General features: G+C 57.7%; 22 protein-coding genes. 17 read left to right on the top strand and 5 right to left on the bottom strand.

Features of this window, described 5'->3' with window-relative positions; all coding sequences use genetic code 11:
- Positions 1-361 precede the first annotated feature (361 nt).
- The 12 genes from ccoN to A15D_RS11700 all read left to right on the top strand — a co-directional run bounded on the left by ccoN (position 362) and on the right by A15D_RS11700 (position 11,975).
- Positions 362-1,792 carry a cytochrome-c oxidase, cbb3-type subunit I gene (ccoN, locus tag A15D_RS11755; RefSeq protein ID WP_102792094.1) on the top strand — a complete coding sequence of 477 codons (1,431 nt, stop codon included), beginning with the start codon at positions 362-364 and terminating at the stop codon, positions 1,790-1,792.
- Positions 1,793-1,803: 11 nt separating this feature from the next.
- Entirely contained in the window at positions 1,804-2,442 is a 639-nt protein-coding gene (gene ccoO / locus A15D_RS11750; protein WP_102792093.1) for a cytochrome-c oxidase, cbb3-type subunit II, read from the top strand.
- Positions 2,439-2,591: a cbb3-type cytochrome c oxidase subunit 3 gene (locus A15D_RS11745; protein ID WP_102792092.1), complete on the top strand. Its 153-nt coding sequence runs from the start codon at positions 2,439-2,441 to the stop codon at positions 2,589-2,591. Before ccoO ends, A15D_RS11745 begins: the two co-directional genes overlap by 4 nt.
- Positions 2,588-3,517, top strand: a complete 930-nt coding sequence (ccoP, locus tag A15D_RS11740) for a cytochrome-c oxidase, cbb3-type subunit III (protein WP_102792091.1) — start codon at positions 2,588-2,590, stop codon at positions 3,515-3,517. Before A15D_RS11745 ends, ccoP begins: the two co-directional genes overlap by 4 nt.
- Positions 3,518-3,623: 106 nt before the next feature.
- Positions 3,624-5,033: a cytochrome c oxidase accessory protein CcoG gene (ccoG, locus tag A15D_RS11735; protein WP_102792090.1), complete on the top strand. Its 1,410-nt coding sequence runs from the start codon at positions 3,624-3,626 to the stop codon at positions 5,031-5,033.
- On the top strand, positions 5,002-5,520 hold the full coding sequence (locus tag A15D_RS11730) for a FixH family protein (protein ID WP_102792089.1): 519 nt from the start codon (positions 5,002-5,004) through the stop codon (positions 5,518-5,520). Before ccoG ends, A15D_RS11730 begins: the two co-directional genes overlap by 32 nt.
- Complete coding sequence (locus A15D_RS11725) at positions 5,517-7,877, top strand: heavy metal translocating P-type ATPase (RefSeq protein ID WP_102792088.1); 2,361 nt, start codon at positions 5,517-5,519, stop codon at positions 7,875-7,877. Before A15D_RS11730 ends, A15D_RS11725 begins: the two co-directional genes overlap by 4 nt.
- Positions 7,865-8,065 (top strand): cbb3-type cytochrome oxidase assembly protein CcoS, encoded by a 201-nt coding sequence (gene ccoS / locus A15D_RS11720; RefSeq protein WP_102792087.1) that lies wholly within the window; start codon positions 7,865-7,867, stop codon positions 8,063-8,065. Before A15D_RS11725 ends, ccoS begins: the two co-directional genes overlap by 13 nt.
- Positions 8,055-8,828 carry a sulfite exporter TauE/SafE family protein gene (locus A15D_RS11715; protein ID WP_102792086.1) on the top strand — a complete coding sequence of 258 codons (774 nt, stop codon included), beginning with the start codon at positions 8,055-8,057 and terminating at the stop codon, positions 8,826-8,828. The genes ccoS and A15D_RS11715 overlap by 11 nt, the downstream gene beginning before the upstream one ends.
- A 66-nt stretch (positions 8,829-8,894) precedes the next feature.
- On the top strand, positions 8,895-10,268 hold the full coding sequence (gene hemN, locus A15D_RS11710) for an oxygen-independent coproporphyrinogen III oxidase (protein WP_102792085.1): 1,374 nt from the start codon (positions 8,895-8,897) through the stop codon (positions 10,266-10,268).
- A gap of 70 nt (positions 10,269-10,338) precedes the next feature.
- Entirely contained in the window at positions 10,339-11,061 is a 723-nt protein-coding gene (gene fnr, locus A15D_RS11705) for a fumarate/nitrate reduction transcriptional regulator Fnr (protein ID WP_102792084.1), read from the top strand.
- A complete protein-coding gene (locus tag A15D_RS11700) occupies positions 11,058-11,975 on the top strand; it encodes a universal stress protein (RefSeq protein ID WP_102792083.1) in 918 nt (305 codons plus the stop codon). Before fnr ends, A15D_RS11700 begins: the two co-directional genes overlap by 4 nt.
- Before the next feature lie 35 nt (positions 11,976-12,010).
- Here A15D_RS11700 and yaaA read toward each other — a convergent pair whose 3' ends face one another.
- Positions 12,011-12,784, bottom strand: coding sequence for a peroxide stress protein YaaA (yaaA, locus tag A15D_RS11695; RefSeq protein WP_022984120.1), 774 nt, complete (start codon positions 12,782-12,784; stop codon positions 12,011-12,013).
- A 73-nt stretch (positions 12,785-12,857) separates the two neighbouring features.
- Here yaaA and A15D_RS11690 point away from each other — a divergent pair, with 73 nt between their 5' ends.
- Positions 12,858-13,340, top strand: coding sequence for a hypothetical protein (locus A15D_RS11690; RefSeq protein ID WP_102792082.1), 483 nt, complete (start codon positions 12,858-12,860; stop codon positions 13,338-13,340).
- Between the two features lie 63 nt (positions 13,341-13,403).
- Positions 13,404-14,240 (top strand): MBL fold metallo-hydrolase, encoded by an 837-nt coding sequence (locus tag A15D_RS11685; RefSeq protein ID WP_102792081.1) that lies wholly within the window; start codon positions 13,404-13,406, stop codon positions 14,238-14,240.
- Positions 14,241-14,457: 217 nt separating this feature from the next.
- On the opposite strand, the gene corA is transcribed toward A15D_RS11685, so the two are convergent.
- A complete protein-coding gene (gene corA / locus A15D_RS11680) occupies positions 14,458-15,408 on the bottom strand; it encodes a magnesium/cobalt transporter CorA (protein ID WP_022984117.1) in 951 nt (316 codons plus the stop codon).
- 56 nt (positions 15,409-15,464) lie between these two features.
- Between corA and A15D_RS11675 the strand changes: the two genes are divergently transcribed.
- Positions 15,465-16,094, top strand: a complete 630-nt coding sequence (locus A15D_RS11675) for an alpha-ketoglutarate-dependent dioxygenase AlkB (protein WP_102792080.1) — start codon at positions 15,465-15,467, stop codon at positions 16,092-16,094.
- On the opposite strand, the gene A15D_RS11670 is transcribed toward A15D_RS11675, so the two are convergent.
- Positions 16,072-17,295: a nucleoside recognition domain-containing protein gene (locus A15D_RS11670; RefSeq protein WP_102792079.1), complete on the bottom strand. Its 1,224-nt coding sequence runs from the start codon at positions 17,293-17,295 to the stop codon at positions 16,072-16,074. The two genes, A15D_RS11675 and A15D_RS11670, sit on opposite strands and share 23 nt — an antisense overlap.
- 164 nt (positions 17,296-17,459) lie before the next feature.
- Between A15D_RS11670 and A15D_RS11665 the strand changes: the two genes are divergently transcribed.
- Complete coding sequence (locus A15D_RS11665) at positions 17,460-19,568, top strand: carboxy terminal-processing peptidase (protein ID WP_102792078.1); 2,109 nt, start codon at positions 17,460-17,462, stop codon at positions 19,566-19,568.
- 81 nt (positions 19,569-19,649) lie between these two features.
- Here the strand turns inward: A15D_RS11665 and A15D_RS11660 are convergent, their stop codons facing one another.
- Together A15D_RS11660 and A15D_RS11655 are read right to left on the bottom strand one after the other, a co-directional pair.
- On the bottom strand, positions 19,650-20,792 hold the full coding sequence (locus A15D_RS11660; protein WP_102792077.1) for an oxygenase MpaB family protein: 1,143 nt from the start codon (positions 20,790-20,792) through the stop codon (positions 19,650-19,652).
- Between the two features lie 81 nt (positions 20,793-20,873).
- Entirely contained in the window at positions 20,874-21,644 is a 771-nt protein-coding gene (locus tag A15D_RS11655; protein WP_102792076.1) for an alpha/beta fold hydrolase, read from the bottom strand.
- A gap of 184 nt (positions 21,645-21,828) precedes the next feature.
- Between A15D_RS11655 and A15D_RS11650 the strand changes: the two genes are divergently transcribed.
- The gene (locus tag A15D_RS11650) at positions 21,829-23,256 is read left to right on the top strand and encodes an AarF/ABC1/UbiB kinase family protein (protein ID WP_102792075.1); all 1,428 of its coding nucleotides are present in this window, start codon (positions 21,829-21,831) and stop codon (positions 23,254-23,256) included.
- Positions 23,257-23,348 lie beyond the last annotated feature (92 nt).

Below are 23,348 nucleotides of genomic sequence, written 5' to 3'. Positions count from 1 at the left end.
CCCCGCCCCACTACTTATCCGTTCTCCTGTCACAACTTTCTGAAATCATCCTTTTCGACGGTTGACGTTTGCCCTGAAATTGACCACAAAGAGTGTGTGCTCTATGTGCAGTGATGCGCGTAGGCTTGGCACAGGGATGGCGTGGACAATCTGTCCATGCTGGAACGCGAACTGTGTATCGCCAGACGTGTTAGAACCAAATAGCATGGTGATATACCCCTGAAGAAATTACGGGTATAACTGTACCTGCAGGCATGCAGATCAAATCGTGAGCAGCCATCGCTTCACGTTGATCTACATCAAAAAGGGAAGCGTTCGCGCCTGCTAGATTTGCCGGCGCACAAACCGGAAGGAAACGCACATGGAAAACGCTGTTGCTTCGCCGCCCTATAATTACAGGGTTGTTCAGCAATTCACCATCATGTCGGTTGTCTGGGGTATTGTCGGCATGCTGGTGGGGGTCATCATCGCCGCGCAGCTTGCCTGGCCGGCACTCAACTTTAACGTTCCCTGGCTCAGTTTTGGGCGCCTGCGACCGCTTCACACCAACGCTGTGATTTTCGCTTTTGGCGGATCGGCCCTGATCGGCACCTCCTACTATGTGGTGCAGCGGACCTGTAACGCCGTTCTGGCCTTCCCCAAGCTCGCCGCCTTTACCTTCTGGGGTTGGCAGGTGGTGATTGTCGCCGCCGCGATCACCTTGCCGCTGGGTTATACCAGCGCCAAGGAATATGCCGAACTGGAATGGCCCATCGATATCCTGATCACGCTGGTGTGGGTGTCCTATGCCATTGTGTTCTTCGGCACCATCGCGAAACGCAAGCAAGCCCATATCTACGTTGCAAACTGGTTCTACGGGGCGTTTATCATCGCGATCGCCCTGCTACACGTGGTCAACAACCTCGAGATTCCGGTCTCTGCCTGGAAGTCCTACTCGGTCTATGCCGGCACCATCGATGCCATGGTGCAATGGTGGTATGGCCACAATGCCGTGGGATTCTTCCTGACTGCAGGCTTCCTGGGCATGATGTACTACTACATTCCGGTGCAGGCACAACGTCCCGTCTACTCCTACCGCCTGTCCATCGTCCACTTCTGGGCCCTGATCGCGGTTTACATGTGGGCAGGGCCTCATCACCTGCACTACTCATCCCTGCCCGATTGGGCACAGTCCGTGGGCATGGTGTTTTCCATCGTGCTACTGGCGCCCAGCTGGGGCGGCATGATCAACGGCATGATGACCCTGTCCGGTGCCTGGCACAAACTGCGCACCGACCCCATCATTCGCTTCATGATTGTGGCGCTGTCGTTCTACGGCATGAGCACCTTTGAAGGGCCGATGATGTCCATCAAGACGGTCAATGCGTTAAGCCATAACACCGACTGGACCATCGGGCACGTGCATTCCGGCGCACTGGGCTGGGTGGCCATGATCACCATTGGTGCCACCTACGTGATGGTGCCTCGCCTGTTTGGCCGCAAACAGATGTACTCGGTGGGCTGGATCAATGCGCACTTCTGGTTGAGCACCATCGGCACCGTACTCTACATCGCATCCATGTGGGTCTCCGGCATCATGCAGGGGCTGATGTGGCGCGCGGTGAATACCGACGGCACCCTGACGTACAACTTCGTTCAGGAACTGGTGGAGCGTCACCCCTTCTACGTCATTCGCCTGCTGGGCGGTGTCATCTTCCTGGCGGGCATGATCCTGATGGCCGTCAACGTCTACAAAACCATACGCGGCGAACGTGATACCAGCGGCGCCGACAATGTCTTGCAGACCGCCTGAGGAGAGCCGACATGTCCAATGCACATGAAGTGGTAGAAAAGAATGTCGGTCTGATGATCGTGCTTACCCTGATTGCGGTGAGTTTCGGTGGCCTGGCTGAAATTGTCCCGCTGTTCTGGCAGAAAGCGACCACCGAACCGCTGGAAACCCTGGAACCCTATAGCGCCCTGGAAATGGAAGGGCGTGACATATATATCCGTGAAGGCTGCCATGTCTGCCATACCCAGATGGTGCGGCCACTGCGTGCGGAAACCGAGCGTTTTGGCCCCTACTCTGTGGCGGGTGAAGATGTCTGGGAGCACCCCTTCCTGTGGGGCTCGAAGCGTACCGGCCCCGATCTGGCCCATGTCGGCATTCGCCCGATCACAGAACAGTGGCATCGCGAGCATTTGCGCGATCCCCGCCAAGTGGTCCCTGAGTCCAACATGCCAGCCTACCCATGGCTGGAAACCACGCCAGTGGACTGGAGCCACACCGAGCGTAAGTTGCGCCTGTTCAAGAACACCTTCGGCGTCCCCTACACCGACGAAGGCATTGCCGAGCAGGTCGAAAGGTTCACCAACGGTGAGTGGTCTGAGGCAACCGAAGAGGATGCCCTGGTCGCGTATCTGCTTTCCCTGGGTCGCGAGCGCAAGGAGGTAACTCAATGAGCTATCACGCCTTGTTTACGCTGGTCTTCTTTGTGGCCTTCATGGCGATGACCTTCTGGGTCTACCGCCCCAGCCGCAAACAGGACTACGAAAAACTCGCCCATATTGCACTCGATGCCGAGCGCCAACCGAAGGGGGATGAACAATGAGCGATTTCTGGAGCTGGTTCATTATTGTCATTGTTGTCATCAACCTGCTTGGCTGTGCCGGGCTGCTGCTGTGGAACAACTCAATCTCGGCAGAAGAAGCCGCCAAGGAAACCACAGGGCATTCCTTTGATGGCATTGTCGAGCGTAACTCCCCCCTGCCTCGCTGGTGGTTGGGCCTGTTCATCGGCACCCTGGTTTTTGCCTGCGTCTATCTGGTGCTTTATCCCGGGCTTGGCAAATTTGATGGCGTGCTGGGTTGGACCAGTTCGGGGCAATACGACAGCGAGGTCGCGCTTGTCGAACGTCAGACCGGCCCATTGTTCGAACAGTACGCGCAGGTCCCCATCGAGGAATTGATCCGTTACCCCGAGGCACTGGCGGTCGGGGGACGGCTGTTCGCCAATAACTGTGCGATTTGCCATGGCTCGGATGCGCGCGGTGCCAAGGGGTACCCCAACCTCACCGATGACGCCTGGCTCTATGGTGGTTCGCCGGAACAGATCGTTACCTCAATCACCGCTGGCCGTCAGGGAGCAATGCCTCCTATGGCCGCGGCCATCGGTAATACCGACGAGGCGGTTCGCGATATGGCAATTTATGTGCAGAGCCTGAGCCGGCCGGATGTGGCCAACAAGGGAGACAATGCTGCTGCCATCGAGCGGGCCAAGCCCAGGTTCATGATGTGTGCGGCGTGTCATGGCCCCGATGGATCAGGGAACCAGATGCTGGGCGCCCCCAATCTGACCGATAACAGCTGGCTCTACGGCCCGCGCCTTGAAGACATCGAGTACGGGATCAAGCATGGCCGTAGCGGTCACATGCCGGCCCATGAAAGCCTGCTCAGTAAAGAGCGAATTCATGTGATTGCTGCCTACGTGTACAACCTGTCTCACCGCGCGGACGCTGATAACACCACGACGCCCTGAATGCGGCGGCATCAGCCCCGCTTGGACAATCTGTCGCAGTGTCACCCACAGTGACCTGCGGCAGAATGGAAATTACACAGCCATATCTCCAGGGTGGAGGTCAGCCATGTCCGATCGCCAACGCATTGATGTTCATGACGCCAGTAAGGAAGGCGCCGTCAGCCTGTACAGCAAACGCGAGCGTATTCAGATTAAGGCCACCAAGGGCCGTTTCCAGAGTATTCGCAATGTCACGATTCTTGGCACCATGGGCCTGTACCTGCTGCTGCCCTGGGCCCGCTGGGACGGCCAGCAGGCGGTGCTGTTTGACCTTCCCGGACGGCAGTTCCGGATCTTCGGCTGGACGTTCTGGCCACAGGACTTTCTGTTCCTTTCCTGGACATTGATCATCGCGGCTTTCGCGCTGTTCTTCTTTACCGTTCTCGCAGGACGGGTGTACTGCGGCTACGTGTGCCCGCAAACCACTTGGACCCGATTTTTTCAGTGGATCGAGCAATGGTGCGAAGGCGATCGGCACAGCCGAATCAAGATGGATAACGCGCCCTGGACGGCCTCTAAACTGTTCCGCCGCGGCAGCAAGCATGTGCTTTGGTTGCTGCTGGCCTTTCTCACCGGGCTGACTTTTGTTGGCTATTTTTCGTCGATCACGGATCTCTCGCTGCGGATCTTCAGCCTTGGCTGGGGCGGCTGGGAGCTATTCTGGGTGGGCTTTTTTACCGTAGCGACCTACGGCAATGCCGGTTTCATGCGCGAGCAGGTCTGTCTGCACATGTGCCCTTATGCCCGCTTCCAGAGTGTCATGTTTGATGATGACACCCTGATTGTTTCCTACGATGTAGCACGGGGCGAACCCCGCGGCCGCGGCGCGAAGAAAAAGCAGGCAGAAGAAAGTGATCCTCTGGGTGACTGCATTGATTGCGGCATGTGTGTGCAGGTCTGCCCTACCGGCATCGATATTCGTGAGGGGCTGCAGTATGAGTGTATTACCTGCGCGGCCTGCATTGATGCCTGCGATGACGTGATGGACCACATCCACAAGCCCCGCGGCCTTATCCGTTACACCACTGACAATGCGTTGGTGGGCAAGGAATCCCATATCCTGCGTCCTCGCCTGTTGGCTTATGGCGCCGCGTTGTTGCTGATGGCCTCGCTGTTCATGGTCAGTCTTTACAACCGCGTGCCATTACAGGTGGATGTGCTGCGTGATCGAAATCAGCTTTACCGTACCACCAGCACAGGCATGATTGAGAACATCTACCGACTGGAAATTCTCAACAAAAGCCAGGACCCGCAACGGTATGAACTGGTGCTTGAAGGCCCTGCCGGGCTCAGCATGGAAAACCGCACCGAGTTTACGCTACAGGGCGGCGAAACCCTGACCTTGCCGGTAACGGTCAGCTATGATCCTTATGAAGTGGAAATGGCATCCGGGGCGATCTGGTTCACCGTCAGATCCCTGGATGACCCCGATGTGGAGAACCGTCATGAGTCACGATTCATTGCCCCAGGGCGATGACAAACCCTGGTACCGCCATCCCTACTTATGGCTGGCGATGTTGCTGCCAGCCTCTGCGGTGGTTGCCGGTCTGGTGACACTCTACATTGCCATTGTGAATGCCGATTCACCCGTGGTGGACGAGTGGTACAAGGAAGGTCGGGGTATTAACCGCTCTATGGAGCAGGAACATCTCGCTGCGCGGCTGGGTATCGGACTTGAATTGTCACAGGTGGGTGCAGGCATCCAGGCCCGGCTTGTCAGCGAAACGGCCATTCCCCTGCCGGAAAATATCACTGTGACCCTGCGCCACCCGACCCTGGCAGACCGCGATACCACCATTGAGTTGTTTCAAGTCGACAGCAACCATTACCGTGCCGATGGTGTATTGCCTGCAGACGGGCGTCGCAAGGCAACGGTAACCGCCAGCGGCGGGCATTGGCGCCTGTATCAGACCGTCATTACCGGTGACGGTACGCTGCAGTTGGGGCATGTACCTGCTTCATGACGGACACCACCTGCTGGCATTGCAGCAACCCAGCCCCACCCGACACCTTCGTGGCAAGGACCCCGGAAGGCAGCCGGCCAGCCTGCTGCCCCGGCTGCGCAGCAGCGATCGAAACCGTCTACGGACTCGGACTGGACGACTATTATCGTGTACGCGAAAGCGCCGCACCGGTGCCTGACGACCACCGCATGGCGTTAAACCTGGCCCTGTTTTCGGTACCGGAACTGGTTAACCCGCACCTGAAAAACACCCCTGAGGGGCAGCGAATTCGGGTGCAGTTATCTGGCCTGACCTGCGCGGCGTGCAGCTGGTTAATCGAAAAAGCCCTTCGCGAGCAACCCGGCGTAAACTCCGCCAGCGTCAATCTGGCCGGCATGACACTGAGCATCGACTATCTCGGCCCGGCACAGATCGAAGACACCGCGCGTCGGGTGATGCGATTGGGTTATGGCATTTCCTTGCCCAATTCACCCCACGAGCAACAGGCGAGAAAGCAGGAGCAACGGCGCCTTGTGGGGCGTCTGGCTTTGGCGGGCCTTGGCGCAATGCAGGCCATGATGTACTCCACCGCCCTATATATCGGGGTGTTTGACGGCAGTGATGCCATTTATGAAAATGTCTTTCGAATCGCCAGCCTGGTCGTGGCCACGCCTGTGGTGTTTTATGCCGGTTGGCCGTTTTTTCAGGGTGCGATCCGCGGGCTAAGGGGCGCCACCCTGACCATGGATGTCCCCATTGCACTGGCATTGTTGCTGGCCTGGGCTGGCAGTATTGCGGTCATGGTCATGGGCGGCCGCCATGTCTATTTTGATTCTGCCGCCATGTTCGTCTTTTTCCTTCTTGCCAGCCGCTGGCTTGAACAGCGACAACGGCAAGCGATTCACGGGGCCTGGCATCAGCTGGAGGAAACCCTGCCGGTGGCCGTTCGCCGCCACGATGACAGCCTGGAAAATCCCTGGATCAGCACCCGTCAAATTGTTGCGGGAATGCCCCTGATGTTGCATCAGGGCGAAACCGTGCCGTGTGACGGAATCATTCAGCAAGGTCAGGGGGCATTCGATGAAGCCGCCCTGACGGGCGAATCGGTACCCCGTAGCCTCTGCTCCGGCGCCACGGTCCATGCTGGTAGCCGCCTGGTGGAAGGGAATGTGGTCCTGCAAGCCCTTGGGCCGCCATCCAGCAGCCTGGTGGCAAAAATAGGCGAGCAAGTCGAACGGGCCCAGCAAGAACGGATTACCGTGGTGCGCGACTGGCAACGCATTGCGCCTCTGTTCACATTGGCCGTCCTGTGCCTTGCGGGTACCACCCTCGCATGGCACTGGTCAGCAGGCCCGGCCCAAGCGTTCGAACACACCCTGGCTGTGCTGGTCATCACCTGCCCCTGTGCGTTGGCGCTGGCAGTGCCGTTAACCCTGTCCGCCACACTCGGCACCGCCTTGCGACAAGGCGTGCTGATCGCTTCTCCCCGCCAATTCCTGTCGCTTACCCGGTTGAAGGGGGTAATGCTGGACAAGACTGGCACGCTCACCGCAGGACGCTTCCAGATCAGTCAGCTGGAGCGATATCGGGATGACTTCAATGATGAGCAGTTGCTGGCCATTGCGGCAGCCCTTGAATGGCAGAATCCCCACCCGTTAGCGGGGCCGTTCCAGCAATGTCCCCGTGACCCAGATGTCACAGCGATCCAGGCAGATCATCACGGTGTAAACGGTCATCGCCATGGCCTGCCGTGGCGGATCACCGGCTTGCCGGATAAGGCAAAAGACGGCGCCACCTGTCTGGGCCTTTATCAGGCGGAGCGGTTGTCATTGTGCCTGTGGCTCGAAGACAGCGTGCGTCCGGAAGCCACCACCGTTCTTAATGCCCTGTCGATACAAGGACTGGTGGTGCGCATGGCCACTGGCGACAACCCGGATGCGGCAGCTCATGTGGCCAGCCGGCTCCCCATTTACGAGTGGCGGGCCCAGCAGACTCCGCAGGAAAAACAGCAGTGGGTGCAGGCTCTGGAAAGACAGGACCCGCAGATGATGGTGGGTGACGGGATTAACGATGCAGGGGCCATGCTTGCCGCCACCGCCTCGGTGGCCACCGGTAATGCTACCAGCCTGGCACAGCGAGCGGCGGGCATCTTTCTGCTCGATGACTCCTTGGCCGCGCTACCTCGTCTTGCCCCTCTGGCGGCCGCCTGCCAGCAACTGGTTCGTCAGAATCTGGGCTGGGCACTACTGTATAACTTGCTGGCGGTCCCCTTTGCGGTGGCCGGGCTGATTCCTCCCTGGGCGGCGGCTATTGGTATGTCAGCCAGTTCGCTGTTGGTCACCCTGAATGCATCGAGGATTACCCGATGGAAATTGTGATCCTCCTGATCCCCCTGGCCCTGCTCTTTCTGGCTGGCGCCATCGCGGCGTTGTTCTGGGCGCTGCGCAAGGATCAGTTTGATGATCTAGATAACGCCTCCTGGCGAGTCGTGTTCGACGATCGTGAACAACGCAAGAAACCGTCATCGAGTCGTGAGCACAGAGACAGCAACGATCATGATCAGTGAAGCGTTTCCCGGCCTGATCGCTGCCGCCATGCTTATCGCCCTGGGGGGCGCGGCACACTGTGCAGGCATGTGCGGCGGCATTAGCGCCGCTCTCAGCTTTGCGGTGCCGGAATCGCGCCGGCAAGGTAAGCGCCTGTGGGGCTGGCAATTGTTATTTGGCGCCGGCAGGTTGACCACATACGGACTGTTGGGTGCCGCCGCCGGGGCCCTCGGCGGGCGACTGCTGGCAGTGTTGCCTGCACCGGGAATGGCCCTGGGGCTGGCACTGGCCGGAACCTTGATGGCCTTTCTTGCAGTCCATCTGGCGGGCAAGGGCGGGTTATTGATGGGGCTGGAGCTGGCAGGCAAGCAGATATGGAACCGGATACAGCCCGTCACCCGCTTATTGATGCCCATCGACAGAATCCACAAGGCCTGGCTGTTGGGTGTTGTCTGGGGGCTGCTGCCCTGTGGGTTGGTGTATACGGCACTGGCCCTGGCGGCGACGTCCGGTACCGCGTTGACCGGGCTGTGCATCATGCTGGCTTTCGGGGCTGTCACGGTGATGCCGGTGGCCGCCAGCGGGGTGGTGGCATCACGACTCGCGTTACTGCGAAGCCCTGTGGCTCGTCGTCTGGCCCTCTTCCTTACCTTGTCGCTTTCTGTGGCGTTTTTCCTGCTTGCCTGGCAAATGCGGGATGCTGTCCATCATCATGCCTCCCCCGCTCCTCATGGCGAGATACATGGGGAAACAGCCCCCGAACACCATTCGCACAGACATTGATCCAGATCAAGATTGGCGCTCTCCCGGCCTTGGATAATAGCGGTATACACACGGGAGACAGCCAAAATGCAAGACTGGAACGAAGCGCTGGTTGGCCGTTACGGGGGCCCGGGGCCTCGCTACACCTCGTACCCCACGGCACCCATGTTCCACGAGAACATCCCCAATGATGCCTTCTCTCGGGCGATGGACGACAGCAATCAGGCCCGGCGGCCGCTGTCGCTCTACGCCCATGTGCCCTTCTGCCGCCATGTTTGCTACTACTGCGCCTGCAATCGCATTATCACCGCAGACCGGGCACTGGCCGGCACTTACCTGCAGAATCTCAAGAAGGAAATCCACCTGCTCGCCAGCCATGTGGACAAACGACGTCAGGTCACCCAACTGCATTGGGGTGGCGGCACGCCAACCTATTTGAGCGATGCCCAAATCACCGAGCTGGTGTATGACCTGGCCAGGCATTTCAACTTGCGCGAGGACGACCGTGGCGACTATGCCATTGAAGTTGATCCCCGCACAGTAGACCGTGCCCGCCTGGGTCTACTCCGAGGCTTGGGGTTTAACCGTTTGAGTCTGGGTGTGCAGGATTTGAACCCGCTGGTTCAACAGGCGGTTAACCGTGTTCAGTCCTTTGAAATGATTCGTGACACCCTCGGCTGGGCCCGAGATTTCGGATTCAAGTCCATCAATGTAGACCTGATCTCCGGATTGCCCTGGCAAACCGAAATGACCATGGCACGAACCCTTGAGCAGCTGATTTATCTCAAGCCGGAGCGCATCTCTGTCTATGGCTATGCCCATCTGCCGGACCGATTCAAGATTCAGCGCCAGATAGACGAAGCCGCCCTGCCTTCACCTACCGAAAAGATTCGGATGTATGTCCGTGCCGGGCGGATGTTGCAGCAGGCGGGATATCGCTTCATCGGCATGGACCACTTTGCCCTTGAGTCTGATGAAATGGCTGTGGCACAGCGTAATGGACTGCTGCACAGAAATTTTCAGGGCTATACGCTGCACGGCGATGCGGATCTGCTGGGAATGGGCGTGAGTGCAATCAGCCAGATAGGCAACCTGTATGTGCAGAACCATAAAGTGCTAGGCGACTGGCAAGCCGCCGTGGAGCAGGATCGATTACCGCACCACAAAGGCTATCAGCTGGACAAGGCTGACCTTATTCGACGCGACATCATCATGAAACTCCTGTGCGATCTGCGGCTGGATATTCGGGCCTTTGAGCAACAATGGGCGATCAGTTTCCAGGACACCTTTGCCGAGGCCATGATCCAGTGGCGCGATTTCGCCGACCAGGGACTAGTGGTGTTTAACGACGACGCATTGCTAATCACCGAACAGGGACGGCTGGTCAGTCGTGCGCTGGTACAACCGTTCGACTCATACTTGACTAACAAGCAAACCAAAGGCTTTAGTCGTATAATCTGAACCAGAGTCAGTCATTTGCTCCGCGCTTCGCGCGCGTGAACCCGTCTGTCGCAGAACAAAGGATGTCACCGTGTCTCAACACGTTTCCTGTAATGATTGCAGCTTGAGCCCCGTTTGCTTGCCGCTGGCTGTCGCGCCCGCGCAAATGGATCAGCTCGACAATATCATTCGCCGCGGTCGCCCGCTCAAACGAGGAGAGCACCTGTACCGAGCGTCTGACAGCTTCGAATCGGTATTTGCTGTGCGCTCCGGGGCGATCAAGACCTATGTTGTTAGCCAGGATGGCGAGGAACAGGTTACCGGTTTCTATATGCCCGGAGAGGTGCTGGGCATGGACGGTATCAGCACGGCACATCATGTCTCTAATGCCAAGGCACTGGAAACCGCAACCGTCTGTGAGATTCCCTTCACCCAGCTGGAAAATCTGTCACAGCAGATTCCTACCCTGCAGCACCATTTTTTCAGTCTGATGAGTGATGAAATCCGTGCTGACCGCGAACTTCACATGTTGTTAAGCAAGAAAAGTGCAGACGACCGTGTGGCCTCGCTGCTGCTCTCCCTGTCCGCCAGGCATCATCGGCGCGGCCTGAGCAGTGAATCCTTCCGCTTGCCCATGTCCCGTTACGACATTGCCAATTATCTTGGGCTCGCAGTGGAAACCGTCAGCCGGATCTTTACCCGCTTCCAGCAGAAAGGCTGGCTTCAGGTTTCCGGGCGCGACATTGATATTCTCGATCGTGCCAGCTTGTGCGGCAACGCCCCTGACACGGATACCGTGGAGATTCATTTGTGAGCCACAACCTGCTCGTTATTCTTGATCCTGACTTGAAAGCGTCACAACCGGCGCTGGACAAAGGCCTTGCCATGGCCGCCAGCCTTGGCAGTTCTGTGACGGTCTTGGTGAATGCCTATTCCGGCCCCATGGCCCGAGCCGTCGGGCTGGATGAAGAACGCTTCAATGCCGCCAAAAGCCAGATAACCCATGCCTGGCGTCAGCGCATTCAGGGCTTGGCTGGCGAATACCCTGTTGCCCTCGCCATTGTGTGGGCGAGACGCGAAATGGATGCCCTGCGCACCGAAATTCTGCGCCTTTCACCGGACCTTCTGGTTGTGCATACCAGCCAGGAAAGCGGGCTGAAGCGGCACGTTTTTACCCCCAGGGACTGGCAGTTAATTCGAAAAGCCCCCTGCCCTGTACTTTGTGTACACAGCGAAGCTTGGCAGCAGTCCCCGCAGTGGCTGGTCGCGCTGGACCCCGGTGAGCAGGATGATGATGCCGCGCCTCTGGCGAACACATTGCTCACCCAGGCTCGCACCCTCACCCAATCACTGAATGGCAAACTGCAAGCGTGCCATGTGATGGATGGTGTGGATGACAGCCTGGTGATGTTGGTGGCTGAGGGGGTGCCTGACTATGCAGCGACCCTTGAGTCGCTCAAAACGCACCATCAACAACGATTCCTGGAATACGCCCGGTCACAGGGCCTCGACAGCGAGTCTGTTAGCCTGCTGGAAGGGCCAGTGGCCGATGCCCTTGCCCGGCACTGTGAAGCGAATCAGATCGATGTGTTGGTGGTGGGGACGGTGCGCCGCAATCTGGCCGAGCGAATGCTGCTCGGGTCAACGGCAGAAACCGTGATTACCCGAGCCAGAAGTGATGTGCTGGTCATCAAACCTGACCGGTTCGAATCCCCCTGGGTGGAATAACCGGTGCCATGCAGGTATGGCACCGGGGACAGGGACTACTGTTCTGCCCTGCGGAATACCGGTTTGTCTGCGGTTGAGTCTGCCTCGCTGTAGCGATAGCCTGCCACATCGAAATTGACCAGCTTGCCCGGGTCCTTGATGCCCTTCTTGAGGATCCAGGCTGCCATCATGCCGCGCGCTTTTTTCGCGTAAAAGCTGATGACCTTGTATTTTCCGTTCTTCTCATCCTGAAAGACCGGCTCCACGATTCGCCCGTTCAAGGCTTTCTTGTTGACCGATTTGAAGTACTCGTTGGATGCCAGGTTGACCAGCACATCGGTTTTCTGGGCTTTCATGTCACGGTTCAGCTGATCGGTAATAATATCGCCCCAGAATGCGTAGAGATCTTTGCCGCGGGCGTTGTCCAGGCGTGTTCCCATCTCCAGACGATAGGGCTGCATCAGATCCAGGGGGCGAAGCACGCCGTAGAGGCCAGACAGCATCCGAAACGAATCCTGGGCACGTTCCAGCTGCTTGTCGGTAAAGGTTTCAATCTCAAGCCCCGTGTAGACATCGCCCTTGAAGGCAAATGCCGCCGGACGGGCATTCTTCTTGTTGAACGGACGTTGCCATTGGGCAAAGCGCTCCACATTGAGATGAGCGATTTTGTCACTGACCTTCATCAGGCTTCCCACATCCGCCGGAGAAAGCGCTCTGGCGCGTTCAATCAGCACTTCACTGTCGTCCAGCAAGCGCGGCTGGGTCGTCTTGAGTGCCGGCAACGGACTTTCGTAATCCAGGGTTTTTGCCGGGGAAACCACAATCAGCATGACCTTCTCCTTTACATGTCGCTGTGGGAATTATATGAATCAGAGGAACGAAGGTCTGCATTCTGGAGGATAAATGCGCCTATTACTGCTATTTGCCGTGGTTATCGCTGTGATTGTGTTGCTTTGGGGCAGCTGGCAATGGGGCCGACGAGCCTTTCTGATAACCGTGGTAGCAGTGGTTGTTGGTCTGAGTGGCCTGCTGTATGGCATGTTTCGGGAAAGCGCCAACGACCAGGTTCTGCTGGCACCGGAAGGGCTTGAGGTGGCGGTTAGTGATATTCGTCAGTCAGAATCAGGCGTGCGCCTCAGCGGCACACTGACCAACGCCGGCGAACTGGACCTCGCTGCCGTTGATGTGCAGATACAGGCCCTGGATTGCCCGACCGAGGGTGAGTGCCGGGTGGTGTATCAGGAACAGCAACGTCTGCAGATGTACGTTCCTGCCGGCCGGCAGTACCCGTTTGCAGTGGTTAGCCGGCATCCACCTGACCAGGAAACCGTTGATCGCTGGCAGTTACGGCCAGTTGCACGGCTGGTTTATCCGTCTTCGCGCTGAGCAATACTGGCAAGATGGTGTGAGAATCGTCACAATTCGCGTTCCTGACACCCTGGAGTCTGTATGGCCTCTCTGATCCCGGGCAATCCCACCCCCATCGGTGAACATACCTGGCGCGTATTGGGCCGTAACCCCGGCATGATGACCGGGCCCGGCACCAACAGCTACCTGTATGGGCGTGATGCGCTCACGGTGATTGATCCCGGCCCCGTGGATCAGGAACACCTGAAGGCCTTGCTGGCAGCGGCCCGTGAATTGGGCAAACCCATCAACCAGGTCATCGTGACCCATACTCACCGGGATCATTCCCCCGGTGCCCTCGCCATCGTGGCCGCCACCGGGGCGCGTTGCCTTGGCCCCTTTGTCCCCGATGACGGGTTGCAAGACGAGACCTGGCAAGCGGATCAGGTTTTACGCGAAGGGGATGTGGTCGATTGCGGCGGTGTGGGTTTATCGGTGATTGAGACCCCGGGACACGTGAACAACCATCTGTGCTATCTCACCGATGAAGGGCTATTGTTCACCGGTGATCACCTGATTCAGGGGTCCACCGTGGTCATCGCCCCGCCCTCCGGCTCCATGCAGGCGTATTTTGCGTCTTTGAAAAAACTCATGGGCCGGGGCATCACCCTGATGGCTCCGGGGCACGGCGATGTTATCGCCAACCCCGACGAGTCTTTGGCGCAGACCCTGGCCCATCGCCAGAAGCGCGAAGACAAAGTGTACGACAAGCTCCCCCCCTCCCCGTCTCCACTGGCAGAACTGGTCAAAGCCGTCTACGACGACGTACCGGTCTTTCTCCACGGCGTCGCCCAATTCTCCCTCCACGCCCACCTGATCAAACTGGCCGAAGACGGCAAGGCCCGTGAAACAGAATCCGGCTGGCAAAGAAGCGAGTAACGAGGAAAGAGAGCCAGAGCCCCCCACAGACACGGGGAGTTCTCGCATTGAGTCGAAGTCAGTAACGATTCAATCAGCCAGCAGGTGCCGGCCCATGCTCCACAAGGGAGCCCCCCTACCGTAAAACACGCACCTGCGGCAGCTGAAACCTTCCATCCCGACCCGCGACGCAATGTTTCACGCTATTCACTATTCACTGTTAACTATTCACTGCTCTTCACAGCCACCCCTTCCGCTTGAAATACCAATACGGCGCCATCCCCGAGAGAATCATCAGCCCGATCGCCATGGGATAACCGAAATCGAGTGCGAGCTCGGGCATCACCTGGAAATTCATGCCGTAGATGCTGGCAATCATCGTCGGCGGCAGAAACACCACTGCGGCAATGGAAAAGATCTTGATGATCTGGTTCTGCTGGATGTTGATAAAGCCCTGGGCGGCATCCATCAGGAAGTTGATCTTGTCGAACAGGAAGGTGGTGTGCGACATCAGGGTATCGAGATCATGCTGGATCTCGGCGCAGGTGCGTCGACTCTGCTTGTCGGCACGGACATAACGTTGGATGAATGAAATCGAACGTTGGGTATCCATCAGGCACAAACGGATTTTCCCGTTGGTATCCTCCAGCCGTGCCAGTCGCTCGATGTCCTGATCCAGCTCGCCGTTTTCTTCCTCCAGCACACTGTAGCCAACCTGCTCCAGATCCCGGTGCACGTCTTCAATGGCATCGGCAAGGTTCTCCACCTTTTGGTCGAGGATGCTCAGCAGGATATCCATCGGCTGTTTGACCTTGACCCAGCCCCGGCGAATTCGCAGCCGTAGCAGGCGAAAATCTGCCAGCTTGGTATCCCGAAACGAAAGCAGACGTTCAGCCTGAACGACGAAGGCGACGGTGGAGGTGCGCACCCTCCCCTCGGACTGGAAAAGAAACAGCGAGTGGACATGCAGACCCTGCTCGTCACTGAAATAGCGTGCCGATGACTCGATTTCTTCCATGTCGTCAGAGTCTGGCATTTCATCCTTGAAGAACTGCTGAACCTGGTCCCGCTCGGCCTCATCAGGCTCTTCAAGGTCAATCCAGCTGGCTTCTTCGGCCAGAACGGGCAGCATGTCGTCGGTGGCTTTCTCGCGCAGCACACCGTTCTCAATGCGATAAATTTGCAGCATGATGTCTCCCTGATCATCATCACTGGCAAGACGCCAGCAGCGATATCTAAGATACCATGCGCACCCCTGTCAACGATGCCGATATCAACGTCGAGCCCTATCATCTGGACGAACACGCCCCCTTGTGGCTGTGGCGTGATGCCCTGCAACCCGAGCTCCTCGACGGATTGCTCGAGCGGCTCTGTGAACAACTGCCCTGGCGACAACCCACGGTGACGGTTTACGGCAAACGTCACCTGACGCCCAGACTGACAAGCTGGCAAGGCGCTGCCGGAATCCGGTATCGGTATTCGGGGCTTGAAGAAGAAGCCCAGGGCTGGCCGGATTGCCTGGAACCCGTCCTGCGGCAGGTGGAACACCTGACCCGGCATGACTACAACAGCGTGTTATGCAACTGGTACCGTGACGGACAAGACAGCATGGGCTATCACAGTGATGACGAACCCGAGCTGGGGCCTGAGCCCTGGATTGCGTCACTGAGCCTCGGCGAGCCCCGAGACTTTGTGTTTCGGCCAAAACCCGCCGGCCGCCAGTGCCTGTCGCTGACTCTGCCCCACAATTCCCTAATGCTGATGAGCCCGGCGGTGCAACACCGTTATCACCATGCCCTGCCCCGCCGCGCACACGCCAACGGCTCGCGGATTAACCTGACATTCAGGTGGATTACCCCCAGAACGCATAGCTGATAAGGATAGCAGCAAGCAGGCCTGCTGCATCGGCAAATAACCCACACCAGAGTGCGTAACGGAAATCCCGGATTCCCACGCTGCCGAAATACACGGCAAGGACATAAAACGTGGTTTCGGTGGAGCCCTGCATCACCGCCGCCATTCTGCCCGCCAGAGAATCAACGCCGTGGGTTTGCATGACATCAATCATGGCCGCTCTGGCACCGGAGCCACTCAACGGCTTCAACAAGGCCACGGGCAAGGCATCCACAAAGCGGGTATCCAGTCCGAGTGCGCCCACCCCGAAACGGATGCCATTGAACAGCAGTTCAAGCACACCACCGGCACGCAGCATGGCAATGGCGGCCAACATGGCCACCAGGTAGGGAATCAGTCGGACCGCCGTGGTGAAGCCATCTTTCGCCCCTTCCACAAACACATCGTAGCTATCCACACGGGTACGCCAGGCGGCGACAAAAAAGCCCAGCAGCACCAACAGTAATATGCCGTTACCCAGCAGGCTTGATAATGTATTGGCCAGTTCCGGCGGGGACTGCCAGACCACCACCCCAAGCAAGGCCAACAGGCCGATCCAGACGCCTGCAACCCTGAGTAATACCGGATCTCTCAGCGGAATGCGCTGAAGTCTTGCGGTCAGCCAGACACCGGCAAAGGTGGAAATGGTGGTCGCCATCAGCAAGGGAAGGTACACCGCAGCAGGATCCGCGGCTCCCTGTTGCGCCCTGAACAGCAGCACCGTCACCGGTACCAGCGTGACCGAAGAGGTGTTCAGCACCAGGAACATGATCATGCTGTCACTGGCTACGGCGGGCTGACGATTGGTCTTTTGGAGTTGCTCCATGGCCTTCAGGCCAAGAGGGGTCGCGGCGTTATCCAGCCCCAGCATGTTGGCGGCGAGATTCATGGAGACTGGTGCGGTCGCGGCAGGGTTGCGCTCAATCTCTGGCATAAGACGGCGAAATACCGGACTGATCCGGCTGGAAAGTTGATCGGCAAGCCGGCTCGCCTCCGCCAGACGAAACAGGCCACTCCACAGGGCCAGCACCCCGATCAGGCCGAGCGACACCTCCACGGCCAGATCCGCTGCCTGCCAGAGAGCATTGACAAGACGCCCTGGCGCCTCCATATCTCCGGAAATGAGCTGAATTACCGCCCCGGCGATACCCGTTAGGAAAAACAGGCTAAAGAGTCTGTGCAAACCTTCCCCCGTGCGCTAGGGTCTGTGTATAAATGTATGAAAATTAGTGTGCTGGCGACTTTTTGTACACCAAAGTCTGGTATCGTCAAGATCCGGCTCCGCAATACAGCAACGCCCGGTTGCGGAAAAGTCATCAAACCACGGATTAACCGTTGAGAAAACGCATGGTTCAATTCCGCAAGCTGTTTCCCGTCGCACTGGCTGTCCTGCTACTGGGTGGTGCGCTTCAATCGGTAGGCGCCCTGCGCAACGATCCCGCGCCGGTCGAGGGCAAGCTGAAGCCCACCGATGAGCAGATTGATGCTGCCGAAGAAATCGCTGACAAGCTCAAGTACCACTACCGGCGCCTGGACTTCAATGATGCCCTGTCCAGCAAGGTCCTTGATCAATATCTGAAGGATCTCGACCCCAATCGTTTGTACTTCGTGCAGTCTGATATCGACGAGTTCGAAAAATACCGTGACAGCCTGGACGACCAGCTACGTACAGGAGGGCTGGAAGCCGGCTATACCATCTTTAATCGTTTTCAAAGCCGCCTTGAATCTCGTCTCGAAGGCATGCTGGCCATGGTCGACAAGGATCTGGACAATCTCGACTTTGAAGGCGAAGACGTGGTTCAGGTAAGCCGTGAAGATGCCGCCTGGGCCAAGGACATGGCCGCGCTGGATGATATCTGGCTGCGACAGTTCAAGAATGCCGTGCTTTCCATGCGTCTTAACGAAGCAGAAGACGAGGACATCAAGACTCGCCTTACCCGTCGTTATGAAAGCCAGCTCAAACGCATTCGCCAGAACACGCCGGAAGATGTCTTTCAGGTCTACATGAATGCGCTGACACAGACCTTTGATCCACACACCACCTATTTCACCCCGCATAACTCAGAGAACTTCGATATCAGCATGAGCCGCTCCCTCGAGGGCATTGGTGCCGTGCTGCAATACGAAGATGGCTATACCAAAGTGGTCCGTCTGGTGCCGGCCGGCCCTGCCGCCAAGAGTGGCCAGCTGAAGCCTGCCGACCGCATTGTGGGGGTGGGCCAGGAAGACGAAGAGCCCGCCCCCGTGATTGGTCTGCGTCTGGATGAAGTGGTCGACCAGATTCGTGGCCCCAAGGGCACCAAGGTCAATCTGGAAATTATCCCGGCTGGCAGTGCCAGCGAGCACGATACCCGCGTCATCAGCATTGTCCGCAACAAAGTGGTGCTGGAAGAGCAAGCAGCCAAGAAGGACATCATCACCATCGAGCGTGATGGCGAAACGCACAAACTCGGTGTGATCGAAATTCCCGCGTTCTACCTGGATTTTGCGGCCTTCCACCGTGGCGACCCGGATTACACCAGTACCACCAGCGACGTCGCCAAACTGCTGGTCGAGCTACGCAAGGAAAACATCGATGGCTTGGTGATCGACCTGCGCAACAACGGTGGTGGCTCGCTGCTGGAAGTCAACAAGCTGGTGAGCCTGTTCATCAACCGCGGACCAACCGTGCAGGTGCGTGAATCCAGTGGTCGCGTCAGCGTCGAAGCCGACAAATTCCCGGGGGTCTTGTACGCCGGCCCCATGGCCGTCATGGTGAATCGCTATAGTGCGTCGGCATCAGAAATTTTTGCTGGTGCCATGCAGGATTACGGCCGCGCCCTGATTGTCGGTGATCAGACCTACGGCAAGGGCACCGTACAAACCCTGCTGGACCTGAATCACGGCAAGCTCAAGATGACCAATGCCAAGTTCTACCGGGTTTCCGGTTCCAGCAACCAGAATCTGGGCATCGTGCCGGATGTGGATATGCCATCGCTGGTCGACAAGAAAGATGTTGGCGAGAGCTCCCTGCCAAATGCCCTGCCCTGGGATGAAATCAGCTCGGCCAAATACCAGCGTGTTAGCGACATGGTGCCTTACCTGCCGATGTTGCGTGAGCGTCATGTCGAGCGTACCGAACAGGATCCCGAGTTCATTTATGTGTTGTCCCTGCGGGCATTGCTGGACAAGAACCGCAACCGCGAGACCCTGTCACTGAACATGGAGCAGCGGACCAGCCAGCAACAAGCCTTTGACGCTGAGCGACTGGCCATCGAAAACCGTCGCAGGGATTCCCGTGGCGAAGATCCTCTGGATAGCATCAAGGCCCTGCGTGACCTGGAAGAACAGCGAGCACTGGACCCGGAAAGCCACGATGAAGCCATCGATGATGACCCCTACGTCCGTGAAACCGGTGAGATTCTGGTCGACTTGATGGACTTGATTCGTGACAAACAGGTCGCCCGAAAAGGGTGACTCAGGCGCCTGCCGACCACCTGCAGCAATAAAAAAAGCGGCTTATAGCCGCTTTTTTTATTGCTGTTTCAACCCATCAACTCAAGCAAGCGCCTTAAAGCCCCAGCGCGCGGGATTGCCACCCAATCCTGCCTGCAAAGTACGGCGGCCCAGGGTGTGATTTAAGCCTTCCACCGCCCGTTTCGCCGGGTCAGGTAGCATGCGCATACCAAAACTGGCTGCCCGAATCGCCGTTTTCACCACACGTACCGCTGTGCCTGCGGAAACCGAGCTGTAAATGTTCAGGTCATCGGCGACCTTGTCTCCAATCAGGTAACGACTGAATGCCAGCAAGACGTCGTAGGACAGATTGAACGGCGCCTTGTTGGACATGTCTTTCAGCAAGGCCTTGGCCAGTGATTCACTATCCGGTGTCGGATCGTAAAGGTGGGAGGTTAGCTGCAGTGCCATGATCTCTTGCTCTTCCAGTGTGGTGGTGAGCAAGGATTCGTCGACGCCAAGCAAATAACCGGCATAACGCCAGAAGTAATGCATGGATTCATGCTCACGACGGCTGATATTGACACCCAGTCGCTTCAGCCCCCGAACCACCATGAAATCGAACTCAAGGATCGTGCCGGCCATGTCTTCCTGGTTGATGGGCATGTCGTACTTTTCCACATCCCAACGCGGGTTATTGCGGAGAAACTGTCGAACCGCCGCGTGCAGCAGACGCACTTCCATCAGGGTCCGGTGCCCCAGGCCGCCAGGGCGTAACCCATCATCCCCGACAATATTGTGCAACATCTGCCCGGTCTCATAGATGCGACGCGATACGTCTTTCTGCAGTCGTCCGGTGGCAACCAGGACTTGAGAGGGTTTGTTATGCGCATAGCCCTCTACCAGGCTTGAACACATCAACACCAGCCCCTGGAGCGCGCCGTTGCGGCGGTACATCCGCCGACCGAGCTCCATCTCTTCGAAGTCCACCCAGTGGGGCACCGCGTGGCAGTGGTCTAGAAACGCCTGAAAATCACCGCCTTCGCTGGCGGCACGGCGCTCGACTTCCTCCAACAGGCCGGAGGGCCGGGTAAACTTGATCTGGGCGGCACAACGGTCCGCCAGAGGATCCTGTATCTGACGCCAGCGATCCAGATTTTTGTGGGAATACCGATCCCACCACACGCGTTCCTGGGGGTTCTGCGGACCGCGCTGAAAGCGGGCCAACTCCTGAGGCGTAGCCATGTTTACCTCTCGTCTTTATTGTTTTGAGAACTCGCGAGTTCTGACTCTAAGGTAAAATGACTAGCCCGGACGGTCAATACACTAATTGCGCGTTTCTGTTACCCCTTCGAGGAGCGTATTGATTAACCACTGCGGTGCATCCAGAGGCAGGTCATGCCCGGCTTCCGGATGAATCCGAAGAGGTAACTGCCAGGCCGCCGCCATCCGCCGTGAGCAGCTCGGGTGCACCAGTCGGTCCCCTTCCCCGCTTACCATGATCACAGGGACATTGTCTGGCAGCGCGGCAGGCGCCTGAAAGCGCATGGCGGCGAGTAGCTGACGCAAGCTGTTACGCACCGAGACTGGCTGCAACCGCGCATAGTCAGCCCAACGCTCTGCCAGCTTGTGTAGCCATGCGGTGTCACGCAGGTTTGAGGTAATTTCGAGAATGGCCTTTTCCTTTCGCACCCGGTCACGACTGACAATGCCTTCACGGATCAGTCTGGCGTAATTCCCTGGACGCAGTCGGCGCCAAAACGGGCTAAACCGGCTGGAAGAGGTATTGATCAAGGCTGCAAACGCCACTTCGTGGGGCGCCTGACTGAGCCACTGGACGGCGGTCATCGCACCCAGTGACAGGGCAACCAGATAGTAAGGGCCGCTTTCGCCCTGGCGGCTAAGCTGCTCGCGCGCGTGGGCGACCATGGACGCAATTCTTGTCGGGCTGTCCTCGCGATAGAACACGCCGTTGCCAGGCAAATCCAGACAAATCACCCGATCATTGGGTACCGCAGCCTGAAATTGGGCCGGAAACTCCTCCCAATGCTTTTGCTCGCGGACCAGTCCCCTCAGCAAAACCCAGGTTCTTGCCATAATCCTGCTTTCCTTACACTCAATGTTGCGAACCGGTATCCACTGTCAACGCGCCCTACCCGCCCGGCCGTTACTCAATGGAACGTTTTCCTTTTCCGGATCAACAGTTTGGACAATGACCCGTGTCGGATTACCCGCTAGAATGCCACCGGCATGCAGGATGGCAAATGGAGTTTCCGCGCCGATGACACGAAAAACAGTAAAACGGGTAAAAACAGGCTCTGTAGAGCGTCGCTTTTCCATGGCAAAGGCTGGGTTCATGGCAGGTGCCAAGTACGCCACCGCCAGTGCCGGCACCTTTTTTACCAGCAAGGACAAACGTGAAGAACGTCGCAAGGAAATTCTGTCTGCCCGTGCCCAGGAGCTGGTAGAAGAATTAGGGAAACTCAAGGGATCGGTGGTCAAGATCGGCCAGATGATGGCCCTTTTCGGGGAGCATTTCCTGCCCGAAGAAGTCACCGCCGCCCTGCATACCCTTGAGAACCAGACCACGGCACTGGAATGGCCTGCCATCGAAAAGCACCTTCAGCGCCAGCTGGGTGAGGTCAAGCTGGCAGAGCTGGACGTAGACTCCACCCCACTGGGTGCCGCCTCCCTTGCCCAGGTTCACAAGGCCATCCGTAAGTCTGATGGCAAGGAGCTGGTGCTCAAGATCCAGTACCCCGGCGTCGCCGATGCCATCGATTCCGACATGCGTGCGCTGGTACGACTGTTGAAAATGAGCCGACTCGTTCCGATCACGGAACAGTTCAACATGTGGCTCGATGAAGTAAAGGAAATGCTGCGCCGTGAGGTCGACTACGATCTCGAGGCCCACACCACCCGCCATTTCCGCCAGACCCTGGCTGATGACCCCCGTTTTGTGGTGCCCGAGATCGTCCCGGAATACTCCAGCCACAACATTATGTGCATGACCTTCGAGCACGGTATCGGCGTGAACGACCCAGCGGTGCTTGAGCTTTCCCAGACCCGGCGGAACTTTATCGGGCGAGCCATCATGGAGCTGTGCTGCCGTGAGGTGTTCGAATGGAACAAGATGCAGACCGACCCGAATTTCGGTAATTACCTGCTGCGGATCGGTGATGCCCCGGAAAAAGACCAGATTGTGCTACTGGATTTTGGGGCCATTCGTGATTTCGACAACGATGTCCTGGGCCCGGGCCGCGAGATGATTCGTGCCTCCTTTTATCACGATACAGAACGCCTGATTCGTGCCCTGAGTGCACTGGATTTTCTGGCTCGCGGCACGCCTCGCCGGATTCTCGACGATTTTGCCGCCATGTGCTTTGAGGCGATCGAAGTCTTGCAGGACCCGGAGAAATTCCCACCCCCTGCGGATTTGCTTAACGACAAGCTGGAATATCGCTGGGGCGAGAGCAACCTCCCAGCGCGCATCATGAACAAGGCGGGTCGCAACGCCCTCTCCGTCCACTTTGATGTGCCCCCCAAGGAATTTATCTTCCTGTTCAGGAAATTATTGGGCGCCTACACCTTCTTGCATGTCATTGATGCGGAAGTCAGGGGTAATACCATCCTGGAGCCATTTATTCATATGCAGGAAGAAGACGATCTGCACCAGGTTGATCAAAAAACCATCACTCCAGCGGATTGAACAGCCCCGGCCATTGCGTCAGGCTCTGGCCGGTAGTATCCAAGCCTATCAGTCACTTATTGGTGCGATAACCATTTGTCATTTGCCAAGCT

The organism is Alcanivorax sp. MD8A (assembly GCF_002888555.1).
Taxonomy (GTDB): Bacteria; Pseudomonadota; Gammaproteobacteria; order Pseudomonadales; family Alcanivoracaceae; genus Alcanivorax.
Note: the sequence above shows the minus strand (reverse complement) of the source record. Positions and strands in the feature narration are given on the sequence as shown.

Excerpts from the sequence above, each read along its gene's own strand:
- ccoS (WP_102792087.1), top strand. The coding sequence starts at position 7,865 with ATGGAAATTGTGATCCTCCTGATCCCCCTGGCCCTGCTCTTTCTGGCT.
- ccoO (WP_102792093.1), top strand. The coding sequence starts at position 1,804 with ATGTCCAATGCACATGAAGTGGTAGAAAAGAATGTCGGTCTGATGATC.
- ccoP (WP_102792091.1), top strand. The coding sequence starts at position 2,588 with ATGAGCGATTTCTGGAGCTGGTTCATTATTGTCATTGTTGTCATCAAC.
- ccoG (WP_102792090.1), top strand. The coding sequence starts at position 3,624 with ATGTCCGATCGCCAACGCATTGATGTTCATGACGCCAGTAAGGAAGGC.
- A15D_RS11650 (WP_102792075.1), top strand. The coding sequence starts at position 21,829 with ATGACACGAAAAACAGTAAAACGGGTAAAAACAGGCTCTGTAGAGCGT.
- yaaA (WP_022984120.1), bottom strand. The coding sequence starts at position 12,784 with ATGCTGATTGTGGTTTCCCCGGCAAAAACCCTGGATTACGAAAGTCCG.
- A15D_RS11730 (WP_102792089.1), top strand. The coding sequence starts at position 5,002 with ATGAGTCACGATTCATTGCCCCAGGGCGATGACAAACCCTGGTACCGC.
- A15D_RS11675 (WP_102792080.1), top strand. The coding sequence starts at position 15,465 with ATGCGCACCCCTGTCAACGATGCCGATATCAACGTCGAGCCCTATCAT.
- A15D_RS11745 (WP_102792092.1), top strand. The coding sequence starts at position 2,439 with ATGAGCTATCACGCCTTGTTTACGCTGGTCTTCTTTGTGGCCTTCATG.
- corA (WP_022984117.1), bottom strand. The coding sequence starts at position 15,408 with ATGCTGCAAATTTATCGCATTGAGAACGGTGTGCTGCGCGAGAAAGCC.
- A15D_RS11665 (WP_102792078.1), top strand. The coding sequence starts at position 17,460 with ATGGTTCAATTCCGCAAGCTGTTTCCCGTCGCACTGGCTGTCCTGCTA.
- ccoN (WP_102792094.1), top strand. The coding sequence starts at position 362 with ATGGAAAACGCTGTTGCTTCGCCGCCCTATAATTACAGGGTTGTTCAG.
- A15D_RS11690 (WP_102792082.1), top strand. The coding sequence starts at position 12,858 with ATGCGCCTATTACTGCTATTTGCCGTGGTTATCGCTGTGATTGTGTTG.
- A15D_RS11660 (WP_102792077.1), bottom strand. The coding sequence starts at position 20,792 with ATGGCTACGCCTCAGGAGTTGGCCCGCTTTCAGCGCGGTCCGCAGAAC.
- A15D_RS11725 (WP_102792088.1), top strand. The coding sequence starts at position 5,517 with ATGACGGACACCACCTGCTGGCATTGCAGCAACCCAGCCCCACCCGAC.
- hemN (WP_102792085.1), top strand. The coding sequence starts at position 8,895 with ATGCAAGACTGGAACGAAGCGCTGGTTGGCCGTTACGGGGGCCCGGGG.
- A15D_RS11715 (WP_102792086.1), top strand. The coding sequence starts at position 8,055 with ATGATCAGTGAAGCGTTTCCCGGCCTGATCGCTGCCGCCATGCTTATC.
- A15D_RS11685 (WP_102792081.1), top strand. The coding sequence starts at position 13,404 with ATGGCCTCTCTGATCCCGGGCAATCCCACCCCCATCGGTGAACATACC.
- A15D_RS11655 (WP_102792076.1), bottom strand. The coding sequence starts at position 21,644 with ATGGCAAGAACCTGGGTTTTGCTGAGGGGACTGGTCCGCGAGCAAAAG.